The following is a 22,043-nucleotide window of genomic DNA, read 5'->3' as shown; positions in this document are numbered from 1 at the left end:
CCGATCGGCAGGATTGCGGAGATAGTACGATATAAAGCGTTGGTTCGTACGCTCCGTGGGCCTTGCGCAGGAACCAGGGCAATCGAAAATTGCGACTGAAATCTGTAAGGGCGGACTGCTTAACGGTCCGCCCTTTTATTTACTTCAAGTAGTTCTCGAGATTTCTGTAGAAATCATTTTCCTGAGGGGTGCTGTGAATCAAATAGCCGACGCCGCAGGAATAAAGAAGTTCAGCGTAAGTCAGAAAAAAAAGATATCTATTCTCGACGGTACTTACCGCCTGAGCGGAACTCCTTTCCTCCTGGGACAGCAGTTCTCTTAAAGAGAGTTTGCCGGCGTTATATTCCCGGCGGGCAGCATCGAGGTTGAGCGAGGAAATGTTGCGGGCGAAATAATCGAGAGGCAGGGTGCTCATCAGGGCGGCCAGTTCATTCTTCTCGGATAAAACCTCGCGCATTTTTTCATAGCGCGCCGCATCTTTTTTATAAAGCACCGCATCCATGCCGATCTGAAGCGCTTTGCCGCTGTGGGTCCGATCTCCCGGGAAAAGGGGGAATTTCAGCAGGCCGCCGAAGATCCAATAGTGATTCTTGTCACTCACCGCCGGAGAAAACTGGCGGCCGTAGGAATATCCCGCCTGCAAGCTCAATTCGGGAAGATATCGCGCTTTGTGGCGCGAAAGGAGATCCCGCTGAATCCCGATATTCAGGTCGGCCATGGCCATGGCGGTGGAATTCCTTACGCCGACATCCAACAGGTACTGCTCGAATTTTTTTTCTTTGGCGCCGGTGGCGATATATTCATCCAGCTTTCGCACCATCGCCGCCATGACTTCGGGGGTAAACTCGCCCCTGTCAAGGAGGAAATCATAATCGCCCGGGCGGTCAACCAGAACATTGAATATGACACGAGCAATACGTTGGTCGCTTTTGGCATTGAAGAGTTCAATTTTGGCTTTTACCAGCCGCTCCTCGATAAGAGGAATTTCACTGGAATCGGCCAGGCCAAGTCTGACGCCGGTGGCCGAATAATCGCGGATATCGCGGAGGCGATCCATGATTTCCTCAAGGCCCGCGACCAAATCCTCCTTTTCCATAACCGACAAGTAGGCCGCGACAACAGATTGCCTGAGATCCATTTCGGCCTGATGCCGATCAACATCTTTGAGAGCCATATTTTTCCTGGCGATTTGAACCGCTTTGAGGGCCGGAAAGGAAAAGAGTTTCTGCTCCACGGTAAGGCCTACCTGAGATTCGCGATTGAAAAGAGACTCAAAATGGGTGACGGCGGTTTCATTATCGGTGGATGCGGCGGACATGGTGAGATCAACCCGGGGATAGAAGCCGACATAGGCATTTTTCGCCTCAGCCACGGCGCGGTCATAGATGAGGCTGTTGGCCTGGAAGCCAGCATTTTCGGCCAGGGCCTGTTCGATCGCGCGGGGAAGAGAATAAGTGGCGACGGTATCAGCCGGTAAGGCCGGTAAAAGCTTAGCATCATTCATTACTTTGCGGGGAAAGGCAACGCCCACTTTGGCAGCGGCATCGAGATTGAGGCAGAGTTCCTCGAATTCATCGAGGCGGGTCGGTAAAGAGGCCGGTTCGGCGCCACGGATGATATTTATGATCTTATAGGCCGAAAAACGAGCCATTGATTTATATGGCCGAAGGCAATTGGCGGCGACGGCATCTTTCTCCACCAGAAGAATCCCCTCGGCGACAAAGGTCGGCACCCGGGCGTTCTGTGTTTCATAAAAGAATTGCTTTATCTGGTCAAGCTCCATTCCCCAGAGGGCGGGAAGATACAGGACATCAATCTGCCGGCTGATTTTTTGGAAGGAGTTGAAAAAAGTGTATTTCCCGACCGGCGTGAACTCTTTCGCGGTATGGACGGTGGCGCCGAACTGCCCGGCAGCGGCATAAACTCGATCCCTTAGTTTTTCGGATTCATCCCCCGAGGGGAAGTAGAGCAGGCCGATTTTGCGGGAGGGAAAAACCTTCTCCAGTGCGGCGATATCGTTCCTAATCTTGTTCGGGCTGTAGTTGACCGTTAAATTGCTCGCTATGGGGCGCCCGAGACTATCGCAGAGCCCCATTATTTCGGGATCAAATTGGCCGATGGCGACAATAGGTTTCTTGAAGCCGGCTTCAAGCAGGTCGCTCACGACCCAGGGGCCGGCTGCAATAACCAGGTCAACATTTTTATTTTTTGCCAGGTCGCCGGCCATCGCCCTTGAGATGTCCCTTTTCCATTCGGCCGTGAGATAGGCATCGGGCAGGAATTGAATATCGATAGAATCGCCCGCCAGCAGGTCGAGATCGTCGCGCAGCACGTTCATCGTTGCCTTTTGTACCAGGTAATTACCGGCTTCAAGATAGGCGATGCGGCAGATTTTTTTTGGTGTTTGGGAATATCCTGTAACTGAAAGAAAAAGAACAGCCAGGGCCATGATATAAGGGCCGATTCTCGACATATTTATTCCTCTGTCAATTTTCCTATTTATACAATGAATTGCCTGTCAAGATAATACAATCCCGCTTCTATTTCAACAGCGATGAGTGGTTTTCCCGCTCGGGGCGGTCATAGCAACTGCTAAATAGCTCTCAAATCAGTCGATTGCTAATAAAAAGCGGGAACAGAACGGTGATGGCCAGAACCAGTCCAGCCAGGACAAAGGCGAGTTTGAACCAGCGTGGGCGCGGCGAGGCGCCGATAATCATGTAGCACGGAAGCAGGATGAGATAGTGCCGATAAATTGACATGGTTGTTCCGGTGGCGGGAGAAAAGAGATAGAGCACCAGAGCCGACACCCAAAGTTCGGTTCTGATTCTATAGGGGATGTAGAGAAGAAAGGTCAGTCCATACCACAGAATTACGGCGTTCTTGGGGCTGAAGATGGGATCTTGCGTAAGGCTCTTAAAAATGATCCAGAAAGGTACGGCCCAGGTACGCTGATATTTGGCCTGGAAATGCAACTGCAGAAAAAAATCATCAAATTTGAAATAGAAATAGCTCCAGAGAAGCAGCGGCCCGAGGATAAAGGGTAAGACATATTTGGCCAAACCCAACCAGTAGCCCGGGGTACGGAGAGAGATTTTTTCGCGATGCTTTGAGACGATGTACCAAAGGAAAGGGATAATCACGAGGAGAGCCCCGCTGGGGTAGGTTAGAGAGATGGCCAGGGCGACGGCAAAGAGGCCGATATCGCGGTTGAGATCCGGCGGGCGATACAGGAGAAAGAGATAGAGAATAAAAAGAAAAATAAAAAGAGCATAAGGAAAACCAGTCAGGAAATAAAAAGAGCCGGGGCCGAAGGCAAGAGCCAGAGTGGAGATTACCGCTTCTTTGAGGCCGAAATTCTTTTCCATGAAGCGAAAGAGTGTCAGGAAGGAAAGGAAAGTGAAAAGAAAAGCCAGGCCGATAAAGGTAATCTGCGAGGAACCGCCGGTCAGCGGGCGGATGAGCTTTGCCACTATCGGCCAGAAGGGATACCAGCCGGCATTGCCGCATATTTTTCCGGCCGGATATTCTACGCCCGGCGTGCAAGGATAGACCTGATACCCGATTTCGGAGATATCGATGTAATGCCGGATATCCCAGACCGGTAGAAAGATATAATTGCTGTTTTTTATATTCGAATAGCCGAGATACAGCCCGACAAAACAGAGAAAAATGGCGGCCGGGATAAGATATTTTTTCATCTTTACTCTCTTAATCTACTGAATAGTCTGAAAGTACAGATATATGTCTGATTTATGCAAATGGTTTTTAGGAAAGGCGCCGCCGCCGGTTTGAAGGATTTGGAGGCAGGCTCGGTTTAAGAGGTTTTGTGCCGCGGATGAATGATAAAAGAATCGACCAGAAACAACAGCAGGAGAATCAGACCGGTGTATATCAGCAGGTTCATACTTCCATTCAAAACGGCGGGCAGTCTGGTCAGAGGGGCAAAAATCTCGACCAGCCACTTTCCCAGAGACTTCAGATCGACAAAATATGATGTCAGCACCAAAGAGGCCGCTCCGCCCAGGATGGGGAGCAAGTAACCCGGCAGATTGTGTGCCGGCGCTCTTTTCTGCCCTATCGGCAGAAGCGCGGCGGTGGAAGCGGCAAAATCGGGAGGGAGATCGGGCTCGGGCAGGTGTCTTAACTCGCCGTACAGGAGCCGGTAAGTATCGAGTTTCCTGCGGCATTGGTCACAGGTTCTGAGATGAACAATCAGTTCCATATCCTGTTTGGCGGTATTTCTATCAAGATATTCCTGAAGCCGGTCATCGGTGAGATGTCTCAACGGCATAAATCCTCCTGAGTATATTTGGCCAGAAGTCTTTCTTTAAGGATCTTTCTGGCGCGGAATAAATAGCTTTTGACTGTTCCCTCGGGCATTTTCATGATCAAACCAATTTCACTGTAGGTCATTTCATCAAGATGGTATAAAGTCAGGACGGTTCGGTAGTGCGGTGGAATTTTCTCAATCTCGCGATGCAGATTGAAGGAAAGGTCGAATTGTTCCATCCGGTCATCGGGGGGCGTTTCGAGGGTGCCAAGATCATCGGCCTCTCCCTCATCATTATGAAGAATATCAAGCGGCTGGTGTTTCTTTTTCTGCAGGTAATTCACGCAGGTATTGTAGGCGACAGCCCCAATCCACGTGGAAAGCCGCGATTGAGATCGAAATTCAGAGAGGTTCTGATACACTTTAAGAAAGACCTCCTGACAGATATCTTCCCGGTCATCTTTGCAGTCGACCATTCGGAAGACAATATGCCCCACCAAGCGCTGGTATTGCTCGACAAACAGTCGGAAAGCCTCCCGGTCGCCGGAAATGATCCTGTCTATCAGATGGCGGGACTCTATCATCTAATTAATCCTATCTGATTTGACCGCCGGAGGCAGCGGAATGTTGCAGGAATTTCTGGTTTACTGCAACATTGTCAGGGCAGAAATGGTCTAATGAGACAAAAACCAAAAGAAAGGAGTTTGTGATGGAACATTTTTGGGAGATTTTCCCGATAATCGCGGTTTTCGGCGCGGCGGGGTATATTGTCAAAATATCTCTGGATTATAAGATCAAGAAGGAATTGATCGAAAAAGGGAAGCTTGACGACAGTGTCAAACATCTCTATTCGGATCTTCCCGGCCTGGGTGTGCCCACCTCGCTGAAATGGGGAATGGTTCTGGTGGCTCTGGGTCTGGGCGCACTGATTGGACTATCCGCGCCCGAGGAGACGCAGGCTGAACTCACGATCTCAGCAATGCTTATCTTAAGCGGTCTGGCGCTGGTTATCTACTATTTTATTGCCGCCCGGATGATGAAGAAGGGTAAAGATGAAAATCTCATGCAATAGTCGGGGATAAATTTCCGATTGAATTCAAGCCGAGATTTGGCTACTTTCCGACAATCAAGGAGGAGTGAAATGAAAAAGAATTGGATTCTTGTCTTTATTTTGGCCCTGATTGTCGGTAGCCAAATACCATTAATGGCGGCAGCGAGAGTTACCGATTTAACCGGTCTCTGGAATGGCGCTATCAATCTTCCAGGGATGGAATTGGGGATTACTGTTGATTTCTCGCGGGACAGTTCCGGAGGCCTGAAAGGAGCGATCGATATACCGCTTCAGGGGGCCAAAGGGCTGCCTTTGAAGAATATCACGGTTGAGGGGGACAATGTCACATTTGAAATCGTGAATGTACCGGGGGCGCCGACTTTTAAAGGGGTAGTCGAACCGGATGGGGATAGTATCACCGGGAATTTTACCCAGAGCGGGCAGACATATTCATTCAGTCTCAGCAGAAAAGGAAAGACTGAAATTGAGCAGCAGGCCAAATCGCTCAATGAGAAACTGATCGCCCTCCGTGCTTTTATCGATTCCACGATGAAAATCTGGAAAGTCCCCGGGCTGGCGATGGCGATAGTCAAGGACGGCATGGTTCTTTTCAGCGAAGGATACGGAAAGCGTAATGTCAAAGACAGTCTGCCGGTGACGCCAATTACAGTTTTTGCCATCGGCTCGGCCACCAAAGCTTTCACGACGATGGTGATCGGGATTCTGGCCGACAGCGGCAAGGTCGACTGGGATAAAACGGTCCGAACTTATATTCCCAATTTCAAATTGAAAGATCAATTTGCATCCGAGCGGATGACGCTGCGCGACCTGGTGACGCACCGCTCCGGGCTGCCGCGTCACGACATGGTATGGTACGGCAATAATTCCATCTCCCGAAAAGAGCTGGTTGAGCGCCTGCAGTATCTGGAACCGAATAAAGATTTCCGCACCGATTTCCAGTATCAGAATCTGATGTTTGCCACGGCCGGTTATGCGGTGGAACAGGCGACCGGGAAAAGCTGGGAGGAAAATATTCGCACGCTGATTTTTGCACCGCTGGGGATGACCGGAAGCAATTGCTCGGTGGCCGAATCGCAGCAGGCGGCGGATTTCGCACGGCCGTACCGGGAAGAAGATTCATTGGTGAAGGAGATACCGTTCAGAAATCTTGATTTGATCGGGCCGGCCGGTTCGATCAATTCCAATCTGGCGGATATGACCAAATGGGTTAAGTTTCATCTGAATAAGGGGAAAGTCGGGGATATTCAGTTGATTTCTCCGGCCGGCTTTGCCCAGATGCAGCTTCCATATATGACAATTGCCGCGCCTCTCCAGTACACGGAGCTTTCGCATTCCGCTTACGGATTGGGGTGGATGATTGATGACTATCGCGGGCACAACCGGGTGCACCATGGGGGGAATATCGACGGTTTTTCCTCGCTCGTTTCGCTTTATCCGCAGGACAACCTGGGGATTGTTGTCCTGACCAATATGGATGGAACCCCGGAGGTAAGCATTGCGGCCGACCATGCCGCCGATCTGATGCTGGGAATGGAGCCGGTGGACTGGAATTCCCGCTTAAGGATGCAGTACATTCAGATTAAAGAGGCTCAGAAGAAAAGTGATATCGCGCAGGAACGGAAACCGGGGACAAAACCCTCGCATAAGATGGAGGATTACGCCGGGGAGTACGAAAATTCGGGGTACGGGTTGCTTGAAGTCAGCTATGACGGCAAGAATCTCTCCGCCGTTTTCAACGGCATAACGGCCTTGCTGGAACACTGGCACTATGACATTTTTCGCGCCAACGTTAAGGAAGTTGAAAACGCCAATTTATTGTTCAATTTCCAGACCAATACCAAGGGGGATATTGACCGGCTTCTGGTTCCGCTGGAGCCGACGGTAAGCGAAATTGCCTTTGTGCGGAAAGCCTCGCCGGAGATGAAAAACCCGAAATTTCTGGCCAAGTTTGTAGGAGAATATGAAATCATGGGTCAGATATCCCGATTTGATTTGAAGAGAGATAGTGCTCTGGTGCTGACCGTTACCGGGCAGCCGCCTTATGACCTGACCCCTTACAAGGGGAATGAATTTAATTTAAAGGGATTATCCGGTTTCAGTGTCGAGTTTATTCTGGACAAAGAGGGCAAAGCAATTTCGGCGGTTTTCAAGCAGCCGAATGGGATTTTTACGGCGACGAGAAAGAAATAGATTTGAGCATAAATTAAGAAGGGCACGCCATCGGGCGTGCCCTTTTTTATTTGCAAAGCGGTCGGCAATTATGGTCCGATTTCGCCGGCTGTACCAGCCACGCCGCTGTCTGCTTGTGTTCCATCAACCCCCTGTTTTCCACCAACGCCGGCAGAACCGGGCAGACCGACATTATAAGTTGTGCGAACCAAGGCAGGGACGCTATTCAGAACGTTAAATACACAATAACTTATACCGCCTGCTCCACCCTGTCCGCCGCCCCCATGGCCGCCGATTCCGGCTCTGCCGCCATTGCCACCGGTCGCGCCACTATTATAGCCACCGGCACCTCCTGTGCCGCCTGCGCCCCCCTTACCGCCATCGCCACCGTTACCGCCATTTCCAGCAGTTCCGCCCTTAAATATGCAATCCTCAAAGATTGGAGATGATTTGCAGAGATAAACTGCGAATGAACCACCGCCACCTTTCCCGCCGAACCCGAGCTTGCCGCCATATCCACCGCCGCCGCCGCCGCCGCCACCGGAAGACCAAAACAGGAAGTACCCACCACCGCCACCGCCGCCGCCTGAACCACAGATTCCGTCATTACCGGAGGCGCCGTTACCGGCTACCCAATTACCGGCTATAAGACTGCCAATAGCGCCACCCGCTCCATTATTACCATATGGGCCATTCCCGCCGTTTCCACCTGAATTATTATAAGATCCGCCAGAGCCTCCTTGGGGCCCCGCGCCATTACTGCCACTTCCTGTGCCAAGTCCACCATTGCCTCCCAAATAGCAGCCCGGTCCGCCTCTACCGCTAGCCAATCCAGTGCCTTGAGTACCTATGGAACCAAGACCTCCATTCAGGCCGCTTGACCCGGCATTTCCTTCACTTCCGTTGCCGGCTTCGATCCAGCAGGAGTCAAAAACCAGACTATTGGTGCAGGAATCGGCACGCAGGGCGATTGAATTTGCGGACGGATCCAACGGATAACCGGCAATGATTTTCAGGGCCGAGATGGTCGTGGGTGAACTGATCAGAGATGCCCGGGCGGCGGTTGTTTTCAGTTCAATAGTTGAATAGGCACCGGCTTTTTTTGCCCAACTGACGGGATCATATCCTCCCCGAACAGTGATTCCATCCAAAAAAGTGACATCCTCCTGATAAGTGCCTTCAGCAACATAAACGGACGGATAAGGGGTTCCGGCGCCAAGGGCGGCGATAATGCCGAGATTGACTGAAGGGAGAGGGTCTTTTGCGGTGCCGGCAGCAGCTATGCCACGCGAGGAATTGGAGACATAGACTGCCGTTAGCGGAGAAAATCTCCCGATCGCAAAAAAGGATAAGTGATCGGTAACGATTGTTACTATTCCGCTATTATAGGTTACCCCGGACAGAGTATCCCAGAGTGTGTCGGTCGCATTCTCGAGATAAAACAAAGTGTGAACGGCCGCATCGTTTGCATAATTGATGCGAATGGCTATTGAATCCTGGAAACTGTAATCGTGCGGCTCAATGATATAACCGGGTTCCGGGAAAGAATAATTTGAAGGTGGATTTGCCGGCTTCAGGATCTGGGTGATCTTGACCGTGAGGACGGAGTCCAGGGCTCCCGGCGCGACAACTATAGTCGCCCCTCCGCAGGTAAATTCGCCTCCGGAAGCATCAAAGTCCTTACTGCAAATCACGGTTGTCGGTTCGACCGGGGACTTTGTACTGCAGGAGAGCATTACCAGGGACAACAGGAACATTGCCACGACGCCATAAAAGCAAAATTGGTCTACTTTGCGCATAATGATTTAACCTCCCAATCGGGAATGTAATGCAAATTTGATTTATTATTTGAATCTATATATTAGTACCAGACCTTTACTGTTTGCGGCCAGATTTAAGCCGTTATTATAAATATCAGCCGAAGGAGCCTCCTGGTTTTTACCTTTGTCACGGAAATATTTGAACCAGAAATATCCTGATACCACGGCGGAGCCGATAGTTACGCCGGCGGCGATTTTTTTCGTGTTATTGGCGCTCTTATAGGAGTCATAGAGAGTGCTTGTGGCGCCTCCATTGACGTAGTCATCCCATTTGTCGGAGGCCTTACCGGCGCTTAGGATGTAGAAGACGGCAGAAGCGGCGGTGATTCCAGTGGTGATCAGAGGCACGGTAGCAGACGGTCCCGCCGGCTTTGATTCCTTGATTACGGGGGGTTTCTCGGCCGGTTTAGTTTCGGGGGTTTCGGTGACCGGAATAGCAGGCTCTTGATCCAGCTGCTGCCGGGCTTCATTCATGAGATCCTCGAAATCAGTCGATTTGATATCCAGTTCTCCGCGCCAGTTTCGATAAGTACGGAACGCTTCCTTGAACTGGTCAATGACTCTGGTTTTCATATCAGAGTCATTCTTGAGGCGGGCGTAGTAGACGGCGGCCAGAAGAACGTGAGCATTGGCCTTATCCTGATAGCTGAGCGTGGTATCTCTCAAGAGAAGTCCCAGTTCCTCTTCGGCACATTCATAGTTCAGGGTTTTGAAATTAATACGAGCGTTGGTGATGTTGGGGTTCTTGCGGTCGAATTTGCACTCTGCCGACCGGGCCGGAACCGGATAGCAGAAAACAAATGCGGCCAAAAGGACTAATCCCCATAAATGGAGAAAATTACCTTTTTTAAAAGGGTGGCTACCTTCATAGTTCATTTTATCCATATAATCCCTACTGCATAAAAATTTGGCGTCGTGCAGTTAATTTATAAAACATATTTTCTCTTGTCAAGGGAAATTTAGCTTCAATTCCGCCCATGCCGATGCCCTCCAGGGTCTTAACGGCCACGGAATAGGCCGAATCTCGGAGCCACGGAATAAAGAGAGATAACACCAATTTGCTCTCCCTCTCTCCAAGAAACGGGTCAGACTAATTTATGAGGTCAGGCGCCCGATCTTGATTAATCGGGGCGCCGGAGCCTTTATAATTTCCCCAAATAGGTCACATTGAAATAGAACGTTTGCATTTCCCATTTACTTCTGACATCGTCGGAAAGGTCAACAGTCGGCAGATTCATGATATCAGAAGTAACGGAAGAGTACCGGGCTCCAATTGATATTTCCAGATTTTGTAAGGGACGATAAGCCAACAAGAGCTGCGGCTGGAGTGATATTTTCTGCTTTACAAGCCGTTGATAATCGGATATGCTGGTGTCAAAGGGGAAAATAAAGGCATAATGATATTTATAGTCGCCGGCGGTCTGACGGGGATAATATGATAATTCTCCCCTTATCAGGAATTGCCGATTCACCGCTATAGTTCCGCCAACTGATAAATAGTAGTTTCTGCTATCTTGATCATAATTACCATAAAATGGGTTTTCCGCGCTGGAATTCCCCAGACCGCGATCATAATATCCCCTTAGAGAAATGGAATACTCGCCGCCTTCCAGCATCGGCATGGAAAAGCCATTGGGGGTGTAATAATGTGACAATTCCTGCGCCGATGTCGGGCCGCAGAAAGAAATAACAAAGAAGACAGAAATAACGCTGATTAAGATACGCATAGTTGCCTCCGCAAAAGGTTAAAAGTCTTCAAAATCTGACATTGCCAAAAAGTCCACCGCTTCGAATTTTACGGCTGCAAACAATCAGCTATTGGTGGGCCAGCGGTCATGGTTTATTAATGGCCGGTTTGGTGTCATACCACCTGAAATATTCGGTTACGCCTTTACGACCGGAAACGACCAATTTATTCTTCCTGCCATCGGAGAGGTCAAACTCGGTCGTCTTGACGCCCAGCGAATCGATATAAATGGTGCGCTGCCAGTCATCATCATGAAGGTGCGTATTCTGCTGATTTTCGAGGATGGTGTGCACCAGCGCCCAGCCGTAGGAAAAGAAATCATCGATCTTTTCGCGTGGCGGTTCGGCCTGGTCGCGATACATGGCGATTTCTTTGGCGGAATCAAGTCTGAATCCGAGTGTCTCTTTATTATAGATATATTTGCTGATCGGCAGGCCGGCTTTTTTAAGGCCATTATTATGGTTCTTGTAGTAAGCCGGTTCACGACTATTTTTGGCTTTGAATAGATATTTTTCCCGGTCGAACAATTTTACCGGATAGTTGGCCAGGACGCCGCCATCGACGTAAACATCACCCCGCGCACTCCGTTTGGCGGCGAAGAAAAGAGGTATCGACATCGAAATCCGAACGGCATCGGCAAGGCAGACTCGGGGCGTATGCTCGAATGAGAAAACCTCGCTGAAATGGGTGGAAAGATTGGTTCCCATGAGATAGATATCTTTGAATTTCCTTTCTTTCTTCTTGCTGTTGATATCGCCGAAAGTCGATTCGCTGTTGCCGGTCCTGGCTTTAATAATTGAGCCGATCCAGTTCCGGAAAAAATCTCCCTTGTACCAGCCAAAATCATTAAGCAGCCGTTTGGCGTCAATAAATATACCCCAGGAGTCATCAAGGAAATTGTTGAAATTAAGCGCCCAGAGGATTTTTCGGATTTCCTCCGGGGAATAATTCAGCCCGACCAGAACGGCCATGATGGCTCCGGCAGAGGCTCCTCCTACCCGCTCGATGGCGCCCAGGATTTCCCTTTTTTGCAGTTCCTCGAGCGCCCCGGCGTAAGCGATTCCCTTTACACCGCCGCCTTCAAAGACCAGATTTTTGAAATGATAGGCCACTATTTCCTCCTATGGTCAAACTTGCAATTTTTTCAGATTTCCTCGGTCAGTTCGACAAACCGCTTGTATGGTATAGCGGTCCAGCTCTGGGCCTCGAAGGCGCCGTTGGCCAGACTGATCATTGATACTTTGGCGGCGGTTTCCTCATCGGGGGCCTCATAGATATCCATGAAATCGAATCCGCCCAGAAGCGCATAATGCGCCACGAATTTAACCTCGGGGCATTTATTCCTCACCTGATCCAGCCAGGCTCGTCCCAATTTCGCCCGATCCTTAATCTGTCTTCCCACTTCGGGTGAAAGTTTGGTCATCAGCACGAAGGTTTTCATAACCGACCTCCTTTATTTGTTCCAGAAAGTAGAATCCCTTACGGCACTATTGTCATTGACGCGCTATGTTGGAAACTCTGTGGATAATATAATGAGGCACTTTCAGAAGAGCAAATTTAAACGATTATCCGGGGGAATTGAACTTATGGAAGAAATCAGGAGCGAGCTTCTCTATGGCCCCAGAAGAGTTTGAGTCCCTCAAACCAGAGGATACTGATGATACCGCAGGCGAGACAGATGAAGATATCGCCGACATGAATCGGTGACAACTGGAAAAGGCGGCGAAGGAAGGGGACATACAGAACCAGACCAAGAAAGACAAAGGCGCCGCCGAGAACCCACCAGAGGGCGGCATTGCGGGAGCGCAGGATGGTCCAGATATTTCTGGTCCAGGAGCGATTGGTCAGAATCAACCCAATATTGGCAAAAATGAGGGTGGTAAAGGTGAGTGCTCGGGCCTCTTCGGCACTTCCGCCTCTTTGCCGGACCATGACGAAGACAGCCAGTATGATGGCCAGTACCCAAAGCCCCTGCAAGACACTGAGAATGATGGTGCGTTTACCAAAAAGCGGTTCCTTCGGATTTCGGGGCGGTCGTTTCATGACATTTGCCTCCTCCGCCTCGGCCTCAAAAACAACGGAGCAAGCCGGATCGATAATCAGTTCCAGAAATACGATATGCACCGGAAGGAGAACGAGAGGCCATTGCATAATAACCGGAATGAGCGACATGCCTGCAATCGGCACATGGATGGCGAATATATAGGCCATCGCTTTCTTGATATTGTCGAAGATGCGGCGGCCCAATCTGACCGCCCGAACAATGGAAGAGAAATCATCATCAAGAAGCACGAGCGAGGAAGATTCGCGGGCCACATCGGTGCCGCGCCCGCCCATGGCCACGCCGATGTGTGCTGATTTCAAAGCGGGAGCATCGTTCACACCATCGCCGGTCATGGCGACGATCTCGCGGTTGGTTTTAAGAGCCTCGACCAGGCGAAGTTTTTGCTCGGGAATCACCCGGGCGAAAATATTTACATCTTTGATGCGAGATCGGAGTTCCTCATCCGAAATCCGGTTGAGTTCCGATCCGGTGATAAATTTGTCGGTCGGTATCAGGCCGATCCGGCGGGCGATACTTTGAGCCGTGCCGGGGTAATCGCCGGTGATCATGACGACGCGGATGCCCGCGGCATAACACTCCTGAATGGCCCCGGGCACGGTGGGTCGGACCGGGTCGGCCAAGCCGATTAATCCAAGAAACTTGAAGACAAAATCATGCTGCTCCAGAGGCAGCTCGGTATGTTTAAAAGCGGCGCGGGCGACACCGAGGACGCGGAGACCCTCATCGGCCATGAGGCTGACATTCCGGTTGAGATTTTCCATATCCTGGGGGCCGAGATGGCAGAGATCGGCAATTGCCTCCGGGGCCCCTTTGGCGGCAATGATATAGTCTTCTCCTGAGGGGGACTTCCAGACATGCGACAGCGCCAGGAGTTCCCTTGAAAGCGGGTATTCCTGTACCAGCTCCCAATCACCGTGCAGATGTTCGGTTTGGGCCAGATGCATATCGCCGAGATGCTTGAAGGCTTTTTCCATTGGATCGAAGGGGTCTCTTTTACTGGCCAGAATGCCAAATTCAACAATTTCATGAAAAGCTTCGGGGAGGGTTTCCTGCGAAAGAGAATCCGTATCGTATGATTTCCCATTGGCGGATATTTTTGTGATGGTCATCCGGTTTTGAGTAAGGGTACCGGTTTTATCGACACAGAGAACAGTGGCCGAACCCAGAGTTTCGACCGCAGGAACGCGGCGGGTGAGCACCTGTTTTTGTGAAAGGCGCCAGGCGCCGAGAGCCAGGAAAATGGTCAGCACCACGGGGAATTCCTCGGGAAGGGTGGCCATCGCGAGCGTAATACCCGCCAGCAGTCCATGCAGCCAGTCACTTCTGGTCAAGCCATAGACGATTACGACCAGGGCGCAGAGAGAAACTCCGAGAATCGCCAGATTGCGCACGAGGCGGCCGGTCTCTTTCTGCAGAAGGGTTTCCTCCTCTACAACCGACTGGAGCGCCTTGCCTATTTTCCCGATTTCGGTCCTGATTCCGGTGGCATAGGCACGGGCGATTCCCTGCCCCTGCACAATCATAGTCCCGGAATATATAAACGGCAGATCATCGCCTCCCGGCTGGACGGCTTCCTGCTTCCCGTCCCAGATCATTTTCCTGACCGACACCGATTCGCCGGTCAAAAGAGATTCATCGGCGGAGAGGTTGATGCAGGATAGAACCGCGGCATCAGCCGGCACCCGATCCCCCTCTCTGATAACCAGAATGTCACCCCTGACGACTTCCCTTCCGGCGATACGTTTCTGCCTGCCGTCACGAATTACCAGCGCCCGCGGGCTGGAAAGGTCGCGGAGCGCTTCGAGGGCGCGTTCGGTTTTCCTTTCCTGGTACAGAGTGATGCCCATCACGACCAGGACAAACCCCAGAAGCATGATCGCTTCCTGAAAATCACCCAAAAACAGATATAGGGTGCCGCAGGCAACCAGAAGGAGGAACATCGGTTCCTTGACCACATCCAGGGCGATGGTCAGGACACTTCGCTTCTTGGTCGAAGGGAGTTCATTATATCCCTCCTCCTGAAGTCTTTTTTGGGCTTCCTCCTCGGAAAGGCCGGCGACAGTGTTTGAATCAAGCTGGCCAAAAAGGGTATTTTTTCCGGTCATACCGACTGCGATTCTCTCATTTTCGAGAAGATTTATGGTTCAACGAAATAGCCAAGCCGCGATTTTAATACAGCGCCAAATATCATCATCAGTTCATCTATCTCACTATCAAATCAGAATAATTAGTCCAGTATAACTAATTCTGTCGCTTTATTCAAGAGGCACTTCAGCGCGCTTCAAAGTCAATTGAGCAAATTCCTTTTAAATGATTATTATTGCGCAAGATAACAAAAGGCGCCATACCCCAGATTGTACATCGTCGTGATGGGGCCGGTCACACCTGATTTATACAGAGGGTCACTGTTTTTCATCCGGGTAGATCGGATTCGGGTGTTTTTTTAAAAAGAGCGCAAGGAGTTCCGTTATCCTCGCACTTATGATCACAAGGTTCGACATGAATGACGACATGGGCCCGGGGGATTTTCTTCTTCATTTCCTCTTCCAGATGGTCGCAGACTTTATGAGCGTCACCCACATTTATGTCGCGGCATTGCACCAGATGCAGGTCGATTTCGCGCTGATTCCCCGCTTTGCGGGAGCGGAGATCGTGAAAGCCGACAAAAATGGGGCGGTGCTCATCAAGAACCTGCTCAACTTCTTCCAGTTCGATATCGGAGAGTCTCTCATCCATCAGGTCCCGGAAAGAACGGCGCATAATGCCAAAAGCGGCATGGCCGATCACGATTGCCACGCCCAGAGCGATAAGAGGGTCGAGCAGATGAAAGCCGGTCAGTTTCAGAAGAAGGAGCCCGGCAAAAACGCCCAGCGATGTAAAAACATCGGTGGACAAATGCAGGGCATCAGCCTCGAGAGCCAGCGAATCGGCTTTTTTGGCGACTTTAAATAATTGTCTGGAGACAATGATGTTCATCAGAGCCGAGATCCCCATTATGACCAGCCCCATATCGACTCTTTCTACTTCCGCCCCTTGAATAATTTTGAGAATCGCTTTATAGACAATGATAGCAATGGCGACAAAGATTAGAAGGCCTTCGAAGGCGCCCGACAGTCCCTCTGCTTTGCCGTGACCGAAGGGATGTTTTTTATCGGGCGGCTTGCATGATTCCCGCACGGCAATAAAAGCCACGATTGCCGCTATTAAATCAATGGCGGAATGAACCGCCTCGCTGATGACGCTGACGGAGTTTATCAAGATGCCGACGATAAATTTGCCGGCGACGAGAATGGTGTTCGACACGATAGACAGGCCGGCGGCGAATTTTTTCTTCTGGTCTATATTCATAAACAGTCTATCCAGAATCCAAGGTACGTTCCAAAATACGACATTTCGCTAACAAGCGCCAAGAAAAAATCGAGCTACCTGGGCTTCCGGCAGCAAACCGCCCCCACACAAGTCGATGTAAAACAAGACAATAGACAGCCGATTTGGAATAACAGAAACAGAGCGAGGTTACATTTCGATAATTCCAGCCGATAAGTAATTATGAGAATAAATGTCTGGTATTAATTGCTTAGTGGACACAGATTTTGTAACTCATATTGAGGGCTTTGAATTGCATGATGATTTACTGCGTGATGCCAGCAAATCAGGACAATATTTGCCCCGTATGATGCAATCCATTTACCATCTATTTTTCATTCTGCAAATATGCCCTTTATTATGTCAGGTTTTCCTTGACATGAAGGTCCACTTCTTATAGATTCGAGTCCATAGAAAGGATTGTGCAGTTGAGCCAGGCTTGTGATTGTCATATATACCCTTCCCGCTGGACTTATATCACATCCTATGCGGAGGGATTTTTTATTATCATTTTCCTTGTGAATTATTTCACATATATGGCTAAAAAATACTATTTTGATTGCTGCCCGGAAGGTGAACAATATGAGGCTGAACTCGATCCCGGGTTTGCAGCTGAGATAGCTTCGATACCCGGAGGAGAGACACTTTTCAACTGTATCCAATGCGGAACTTGTAGCGGCATGTGCCCTTTGAGTCCCGAGATGGATTTCACTCCCCGAAGGATTATTGCCATGATTCGGGGAGGATTCCGAAGTGAAGTGCTAAACAGTTATACGAGCTGGTTATGCGCTTCCTGTTATTCCTGCGCCGTGGAATGTCCGAAGAAGATCAAGATTACCGACATCATGTATGCCACCAAGCGGCTGGCGATTCGGGAGGGGGTTGCTCCCAAGCGGTTCCCGGTTTCAGTTCTGGCCCGCGAGTTTTTCAATTCAGTCGAAAGTAAAGGACGGAGCAGTGAGGGTCGCCTTATTATGAGGCTTTATTTGAAAACAAATCCATTCAGCGCTCTGAAGCTGGCCGGTATGGGTCTAAGGCTGTGGTCGCAGGGGAGAATCGGTTTGGGCGCCGAATCGATTGAGAAAAAGAGCGAACTTCAAACGATACTTCGGACCCTCGATAAAGTCGAGGATGAAGAAAGCAAGGCCAGAAAAAGAATCCCGGTAAAGGAGGGGTTATGAATTATCTCTATTACCCCGGCTGTTCCCTGAAAGGGACCGGCAGGGCATATGAGGAATCAATCCTCTCTGTCTTTAAAAACCTGGGTGTCGGTCTTACTGAACTTGAAGACTGGAACTGCTGCGGCGCCACGGCCTATATGGCCATCAGCGAATTGAAAGCATTCGGGCTTTCGGCGCGGAATCTGGCTCTGGCGGAAAAGCAGGCAGCCAAAATCGGCAGCACCGACATGGTAGTCCCCTGCGCCGCCTGTTTCCTGGGGCTTAACAAGGCTCAGCGTTATCTCAAAGATTATCCGAAAGTCAGTCATCAAATTAATGATGCTCTTAAGTCGGCGAATTTGAGCTATAGCGGGACGATCCGAGCCAGACATCCACTTGATGTGTTGGTCAATGATATCGGTCTGGAAAAGATCTCGCAGCAGGTGAGAAATCCGCTTAAAGGTCTCAAAGTTGCCTGCTACTACGGCTGCCAGATAGTACGCCCCTATGCCGATTTTGACGATCAGCACAATCCCATTATCATGGATCGTCTGATACAGGCATTGGGGGCCACCACTATTGAATGGCCGCTTAAGACCCGCTGTTGCGGAGGGTCACTTACCGGTACGGTGCAGGATGTCGGGATGCGATTGAGTTACCTGCTTCTGAAAGAGGCAAAGAAGCGCGGCGCCGATGTGGTTGTCACCGCCTGCCCTCTCTGCCAGTTCAATCTTGAATGCTACCAGAGCCCGATGAGCAGTGAATACAAGGAAAACATAAATCTGCCGGTGGCCTATTTCACGCAATTAATGGGCCGGGCGATGAACATCGCCGACAAGAAGCTCGGCATGCAACGGCTGTTTGTGCCGCCAAAAGCGAAAGTGACGATGGCGGAAGGAGGCGCTCATGTCAGCAAGTGACAGCAAACAGAATGGCGCTCCTAAGATCGGCGTTTATGTCTGTCATTGCGGTATCAATATCGCCGGCAAGATTGATGTGGCGGGGGCGGTGGAGTTTGCCAAAACGCTTCCCAATGTTACGGTCGCCCGGGAGTACAAATTCATTTGTTCCGATCCCGGCCAGGAGCTTATTCAGCAGGATATCCGCGACGGCAAGATTAATCGGGTCGTGGTGGCCTCGTGCTCTCCCCTGATGCATGAAAATACTTTCCGCAAGGCGACCAAGGCCGGCGGCGAGAATCCATATTTCTTCCAGATGGCCAATATCCGCGAGCATGTCAGTTGGGTTACAACCGACAAGGCGATGGCCACCATTAAGGCCAAGGCGCTGATTGCGGGCGCCGTGCATCGGGTGGCCCATCATAAGTCACTCGAGAGAACCAGGGTCCCGGTAAATCCGGATGTTCTGGTGGTAGGAGGCGGTATCGCCGGAATTCATGCCGCTCTGACGCTGGCTGATTCCGGTAAGAAAGTTTATCTGGTGGAGCGGGAACCTACGATCGGCGGGCATATGGCCCAGTTCGATAAGACTTTCCCGACGCTTGACTGCGCCGCCTGCATTCTCACGCCGAAGATGTCGGCGGTCAGGTCGCACCCCAATATCATTCTCTGGAGCTATTCCGAAGTCAGCCAGGTGGAGGGATATGTGGGGAATTTCAAGGTGAAAGTCAGGCGGAAACCGCGTTATGTCGATGAGACTCTCTGCGTGGGATGTTATGAATGTATCGACAAGTGTATCTTCAAGAAGCCGAAATTCCCGGATGAGTTCAACCAGGGATTGAATCTTCGGAAGCCGGTTTACATTCCATTTCCGCAGGCGACGCCGCTGGTGGCCCTGATCGACCCGGAGACCTGCGCCGAATTCCGCGGCGGGAAGTGCAAGAAGACCTGCGCTGAAGCCTGCGAGAGAAATGCAATTGATTTCAATCAAAAAGAGGAGATCAAGGAAATCGAGGTCGGCGCCATTATCCTGGCGACCGGCTACAAGACTTTCGATGCCAAACGGATTCCGCGATATGGCTATGGGAAATATCCCAATGTCTATACGGCTATGGAAGTGGAACGGCTGGTCAATGCTTCGGGGCCGACGGGCGGCGAGGTGCTGCTTCGTGACGGCAAGAAACCAAAATCGGTCGCTGTCGTCCACTGTGTCGGAAGCCGTGATGAAAACACCAACCGCTATTGCTCGCGTGTCTGCTGCATGGCTTCGCTGAAGCTGGCGCATCTCATCCATGAACGGACCGAGGCTGAAGTTTACAATTTCTACATCGATATGCGGGCCGCCGGCAAGGGATATGAGGAGTTCTATGATCGCCTGCTTGCGGAAGGTGTCCATTTTATCCGCGGAAGGGTGGCCGAGATTTCCGACTGGGCCACGACACCTGAAGAAGAAGGGAAACTGATCATCCGGGCCGAAGATACACTGATTGGCGTGGTACGGCGAATTCCGGTCGATATGGTGGTTTTAGCCACGGGGCTGGAGGCTCAGGCCGATGCCGAAGATGTGCGCCGCGTGTTCAATATCAGCTGCGGCGCCGAAGGGTGGTTCCTGGAAAGACATCCCAAACTGGCGCCGGTATCAACTTTCACCGATGGCGTTTCGCTGGCGGGAGCCTGTCAGGGCCCCAAAGATATCCCTGATACGGTTGCCCAGGCCGGCGCCGCAGCGGCGGAAGCGCTGGCGCTGATTGATAAGGGTTTTGTCGAACTGGAGCCGAACACCGCCTATATCCAGGATGAGTTCTGCTCCGGCTGCAAGACCTGTATCGGGCTTTGCCCTTATAGTGCAATCAGCTTTGTTGCCGACAAGAATATCGCCTCGGTTAACGGCGCTCTCTGCAAGGGGTGCGGGACCTGCGTGGCGGCCTGCCCATCGGGCGCTCTCCAGCAGAATCTCTTCACCGATGAACAGATATATGATGAAATCAAGGGAGTAATCAGTTATGTCTGATAAATTGAATACCAATAAGCCGTGGGAGCCCCGGATAATTGCCTTTTTCTGCAACTGGTGCACTTACACGGCCGCCGACCTGGCCGGAACGGCACGAATGGTTTATGCCCCCAATGCCCGGGTAATACGGATCATGTGTTCGGGAAGACTGGATCCGCAGTTCATCCTGACGGCCCTTCGTGAGGGCGCCGATGGCGTTCTTATCGGCGGCTGTCATCCGGGCGACTGCCACTATCAGGAGGGGAATTACAAGGCCCTGCGTCGTTTCACTCTGTTGAAACGGCTTTTGGACGAAATGGGTATCGAGCCGGAGCGAGTCCGCATGGAGTGGATCGCCGCCTCCGAGGGAGATCGGGTTCAGAAAGTGATGAATGAGATGACGGAGCATATCCGGAAACTGGGCCCGCTTCACCTTGAGCCGAAAGCAGCCGCCATGGCGGCCCATGGCGCCGGGGCGGCCCGGCAAGGAGCGCCGGTATGAGCAAACCTAAAGTCGGGTTTTACTGGTGCGCCGCCTGCGGCGGATGCGAAGAAGCCATAGTCGATCTCAATGAGGATATTCTGAAAGTGGTTGATGCGGTGGATATCGTCTTCTGGCCGGTGGCGCTCGATTTCAAGAAAGAAGATGTTGAAAAGATGCAGGACAAAGAGATGGCGGTCTGCTTTGTCAATGGCGCTGTCCGCTCTTCGGAGCAGGGCGAAATGGCCAAGCTTCTTCGCAAGAAGGCCGGCGTTCTGATCGCCTTTGGAAGCTGTTCTCATATGGGCGGCATTCCCGGCCTGGCCAATTTTACGACCAAAGAAGCGATTCTTGAAAATTCTTATAGTCAGACGCCCAGCACGGTTAATCCGGAGAAGACGCTGCCTCAGGAATCATTTAAAGTGAAAGAGGGTACGCTCACTCTCCCCTCGCTCTGGAAGACGGTCAAGACGCTCGATCAGGTGGTTGATGTCGATTACTATTTACCCGGGTGTCCGCCGCCGGTCGATTTAATCAATAAGGCGCTGGGCGCGATACTTGAGGGGAAACTTCCCGCGAAAGGTACGGTGCTGGCGCCCGATAAGGCTCTCTGTCAGGATTGCCCGCGCAAAGAGTCCAAGCCGGAGAAACTGGCTATTAAGGAGTTCAAGCGGCCGCATGAGATTTTGATCGAGACCGATAAGTGCCTTCTGGCGCAGGGGCTTCTCTGCCTTGGTGCGGTGACCCGCAGCGGTTGCGGTTCGGTTTGTATCAACGGCAATATGCCCTGCACCGGATGCCTTGGCCCGACCAGCCATGTGATCGACTACGGCGCCAAAGCACTCTCGTCCATCGCCTCGCTGGTCGGTTCCAACGATGAAGCGGAGATTGCGGCCATTTTGGACAAAATCGCCGATCCCGGCGGGACATTTTTCCGCTACAGCCTGCCGGCCTCGCTGCTGCATCGGACTTACCAGCCGGCGAAAGAAGGAGGTAAGTGA

At 51.2% G+C, this 22,043-nt stretch carries 18 protein-coding genes; 7 read left to right on the top strand and 11 right to left on the bottom strand.

The features are described from left to right. Positions 1 to 139: 139 nt before the first annotated feature. From NT002_02610 to NT002_02595, 4 genes are all read right to left on the bottom strand, one after another. Positions 140 to 2,473: a TolC family protein gene (locus NT002_02610; GenBank protein MCX6828161.1), complete on the bottom strand. Its 2,334-nt coding sequence runs from the start codon at positions 2,471 to 2,473 to the stop codon at positions 140 to 142. A gap of 130 nt (positions 2,474 to 2,603) precedes the next feature. Further along, positions 2,604 to 3,701 (bottom strand): hypothetical protein, encoded by a 1,098-nt coding sequence (locus NT002_02605; protein MCX6828160.1) that lies wholly within the window; start codon positions 3,699 to 3,701, stop codon positions 2,604 to 2,606. Positions 3,702 to 3,817: 116 nt separating this feature from the next. After that, positions 3,818 to 4,294, bottom strand: coding sequence for a hypothetical protein (locus NT002_02600; protein MCX6828159.1), 477 nt, complete (start codon positions 4,292 to 4,294; stop codon positions 3,818 to 3,820). Further along, entirely contained in the window at positions 4,285 to 4,857 is a 573-nt protein-coding gene (locus NT002_02595; protein ID MCX6828158.1) for an RNA polymerase sigma factor, read from the bottom strand. Before NT002_02595 ends, NT002_02600 begins: the two co-directional genes overlap by 10 nt. A gap of 125 nt (positions 4,858 to 4,982) precedes the next feature. Between NT002_02595 and NT002_02590 the strand changes: the two genes are divergently transcribed. Both NT002_02590 and NT002_02585 read left to right on the top strand, forming a co-directional pair. Next, on the top strand, positions 4,983 to 5,345 hold the full coding sequence (locus NT002_02590) for a hypothetical protein (GenBank protein ID MCX6828157.1): 363 nt from the start codon (positions 4,983 to 4,985) through the stop codon (positions 5,343 to 5,345). 69 nt (positions 5,346 to 5,414) lie between these two features. After that, a complete protein-coding gene (locus NT002_02585; GenBank protein ID MCX6828156.1) occupies positions 5,415 to 7,535 on the top strand; it encodes a serine hydrolase in 2,121 nt (706 codons plus the stop codon). A gap of 68 nt (positions 7,536 to 7,603) precedes the next feature. Here the strand turns inward: NT002_02585 and NT002_02580 are convergent, their stop codons facing one another. The 7 genes from NT002_02580 to NT002_02550 form a co-directional block, all read right to left on the bottom strand. Beyond that, positions 7,604 to 9,313: a hypothetical protein gene (locus NT002_02580; GenBank protein MCX6828155.1), complete on the bottom strand. Its 1,710-nt coding sequence runs from the start codon at positions 9,311 to 9,313 to the stop codon at positions 7,604 to 7,606. A gap of 45 nt (positions 9,314 to 9,358) precedes the next feature. Continuing rightward, the gene (locus tag NT002_02575) at positions 9,359 to 10,219 is read right to left on the bottom strand and encodes a hypothetical protein (GenBank protein MCX6828154.1); all 861 of its coding nucleotides are present in this window, start codon (positions 10,217 to 10,219) and stop codon (positions 9,359 to 9,361) included. 257 nt (positions 10,220 to 10,476) lie between these two features. Next, entirely contained in the window at positions 10,477 to 11,061 is a 585-nt protein-coding gene (locus tag NT002_02570; GenBank protein ID MCX6828153.1) for a hypothetical protein, read from the bottom strand. Positions 11,062 to 11,167: 106 nt separating this feature from the next. Then, positions 11,168 to 12,193 (bottom strand): patatin-like phospholipase family protein, encoded by a 1,026-nt coding sequence (locus NT002_02565; protein ID MCX6828152.1) that lies wholly within the window; start codon positions 12,191 to 12,193, stop codon positions 11,168 to 11,170. A gap of 32 nt (positions 12,194 to 12,225) precedes the next feature. Next, the gene (locus NT002_02560; GenBank protein MCX6828151.1) at positions 12,226 to 12,522 is read right to left on the bottom strand and encodes a GYD domain-containing protein; all 297 of its coding nucleotides are present in this window, start codon (positions 12,520 to 12,522) and stop codon (positions 12,226 to 12,228) included. 155 nt (positions 12,523 to 12,677) lie between these two features. Beyond that, the gene (locus NT002_02555; GenBank protein ID MCX6828150.1) at positions 12,678 to 15,251 is read right to left on the bottom strand and encodes a cation-translocating P-type ATPase; all 2,574 of its coding nucleotides are present in this window, start codon (positions 15,249 to 15,251) and stop codon (positions 12,678 to 12,680) included. A 307-nt stretch (positions 15,252 to 15,558) separates the two neighbouring features. Further along, a complete protein-coding gene (locus NT002_02550; GenBank protein ID MCX6828149.1) occupies positions 15,559 to 16,494 on the bottom strand; it encodes a cation diffusion facilitator family transporter in 936 nt (311 codons plus the stop codon). A gap of 554 nt (positions 16,495 to 17,048) precedes the next feature. Here NT002_02550 and NT002_02545 point away from each other — a divergent pair. The 5 genes from NT002_02545 to NT002_02525 are packed head-to-tail and all read left to right on the top strand — an operon-like array spanning position 17,049 to position 22,043. Next, a complete protein-coding gene (locus tag NT002_02545) occupies positions 17,049 to 17,693 on the top strand; it encodes a 4Fe-4S dicluster domain-containing protein (protein MCX6828148.1) in 645 nt (214 codons plus the stop codon). Next, positions 17,690 to 18,592, top strand: coding sequence for a CoB--CoM heterodisulfide reductase iron-sulfur subunit B family protein (locus tag NT002_02540; protein ID MCX6828147.1), 903 nt, complete (start codon positions 17,690 to 17,692; stop codon positions 18,590 to 18,592). Before NT002_02545 ends, NT002_02540 begins: the two co-directional genes overlap by 4 nt. Next, positions 18,579 to 20,582, top strand: coding sequence for a CoB--CoM heterodisulfide reductase iron-sulfur subunit A family protein (locus NT002_02535; protein MCX6828146.1), 2,004 nt, complete (start codon positions 18,579 to 18,581; stop codon positions 20,580 to 20,582). The genes NT002_02540 and NT002_02535 overlap by 14 nt, the downstream gene beginning before the upstream one ends. Next, positions 20,575 to 21,063 carry a hydrogenase iron-sulfur subunit gene (locus NT002_02530; protein ID MCX6828145.1) on the top strand — a complete coding sequence of 163 codons (489 nt, stop codon included), beginning with the start codon at positions 20,575 to 20,577 and terminating at the stop codon, positions 21,061 to 21,063. The genes NT002_02535 and NT002_02530 overlap by 8 nt, the downstream gene beginning before the upstream one ends. After that, positions 21,060 to 22,043, top strand: coding sequence for an oxidoreductase (locus NT002_02525; GenBank protein MCX6828144.1), 984 nt, complete (start codon positions 21,060 to 21,062; stop codon positions 22,041 to 22,043). Before NT002_02530 ends, NT002_02525 begins: the two co-directional genes overlap by 4 nt.

It is taken from the genome of Candidatus Zixiibacteriota bacterium, from assembly GCA_026397505.1.
GTDB lineage: Bacteria > Zixibacteria > MSB-5A5 > GN15 > PGXB01 > JAPLUR01.
Note: the sequence above shows the minus strand (reverse complement) of the source record. Positions and strands in the feature narration are given on the sequence as shown.

What these genes read in the sequence shown, in the direction of transcription:
- NT002_02570 (MCX6828153.1), bottom strand. Translation starts at nt 11,061, where the DNA reads ATGCGTATCTTAATCAGCGTTATTTCTGTCTTCTTTGTTATTTCTTTC.
- NT002_02600 (MCX6828159.1), bottom strand. Translation starts at nt 4,294, where the DNA reads ATGCCGTTGAGACATCTCACCGATGACCGGCTTCAGGAATATCTTGAT.
- NT002_02585 (MCX6828156.1), top strand. Translation starts at nt 5,415, where the DNA reads ATGAAAAAGAATTGGATTCTTGTCTTTATTTTGGCCCTGATTGTCGGT.
- NT002_02575 (MCX6828154.1), bottom strand. Translation starts at nt 10,219, where the DNA reads ATGGATAAAATGAACTATGAAGGTAGCCACCCTTTTAAAAAAGGTAAT.
- NT002_02560 (MCX6828151.1), bottom strand. Translation starts at nt 12,522, where the DNA reads ATGAAAACCTTCGTGCTGATGACCAAACTTTCACCCGAAGTGGGAAGA.
- NT002_02540 (MCX6828147.1), top strand. Translation starts at nt 17,690, where the DNA reads ATGAATTATCTCTATTACCCCGGCTGTTCCCTGAAAGGGACCGGCAGG.
- NT002_02610 (MCX6828161.1), bottom strand. Translation starts at nt 2,473, where the DNA reads ATGTCGAGAATCGGCCCTTATATCATGGCCCTGGCTGTTCTTTTTCTT.
- NT002_02555 (MCX6828150.1), bottom strand. Translation starts at nt 15,251, where the DNA reads ATGACCGGAAAAAATACCCTTTTTGGCCAGCTTGATTCAAACACTGTC.
- NT002_02590 (MCX6828157.1), top strand. Translation starts at nt 4,983, where the DNA reads ATGGAACATTTTTGGGAGATTTTCCCGATAATCGCGGTTTTCGGCGCG.
- NT002_02580 (MCX6828155.1), bottom strand. Translation starts at nt 9,313, where the DNA reads ATGCGCAAAGTAGACCAATTTTGCTTTTATGGCGTCGTGGCAATGTTC.
- NT002_02605 (MCX6828160.1), bottom strand. Translation starts at nt 3,701, where the DNA reads ATGAAAAAATATCTTATCCCGGCCGCCATTTTTCTCTGTTTTGTCGGG.
- NT002_02535 (MCX6828146.1), top strand. Translation starts at nt 18,579, where the DNA reads ATGTCAGCAAGTGACAGCAAACAGAATGGCGCTCCTAAGATCGGCGTT.
- NT002_02545 (MCX6828148.1), top strand. Translation starts at nt 17,049, where the DNA reads ATGGCTAAAAAATACTATTTTGATTGCTGCCCGGAAGGTGAACAATAT.
- NT002_02595 (MCX6828158.1), bottom strand. Translation starts at nt 4,857, where the DNA reads ATGATAGAGTCCCGCCATCTGATAGACAGGATCATTTCCGGCGACCGG.
- NT002_02550 (MCX6828149.1), bottom strand. Translation starts at nt 16,494, where the DNA reads ATGAATATAGACCAGAAGAAAAAATTCGCCGCCGGCCTGTCTATCGTG.
- NT002_02530 (MCX6828145.1), top strand. Translation starts at nt 20,575, where the DNA reads ATGTCTGATAAATTGAATACCAATAAGCCGTGGGAGCCCCGGATAATT.
- NT002_02525 (MCX6828144.1), top strand. Translation starts at nt 21,060, where the DNA reads ATGAGCAAACCTAAAGTCGGGTTTTACTGGTGCGCCGCCTGCGGCGGA.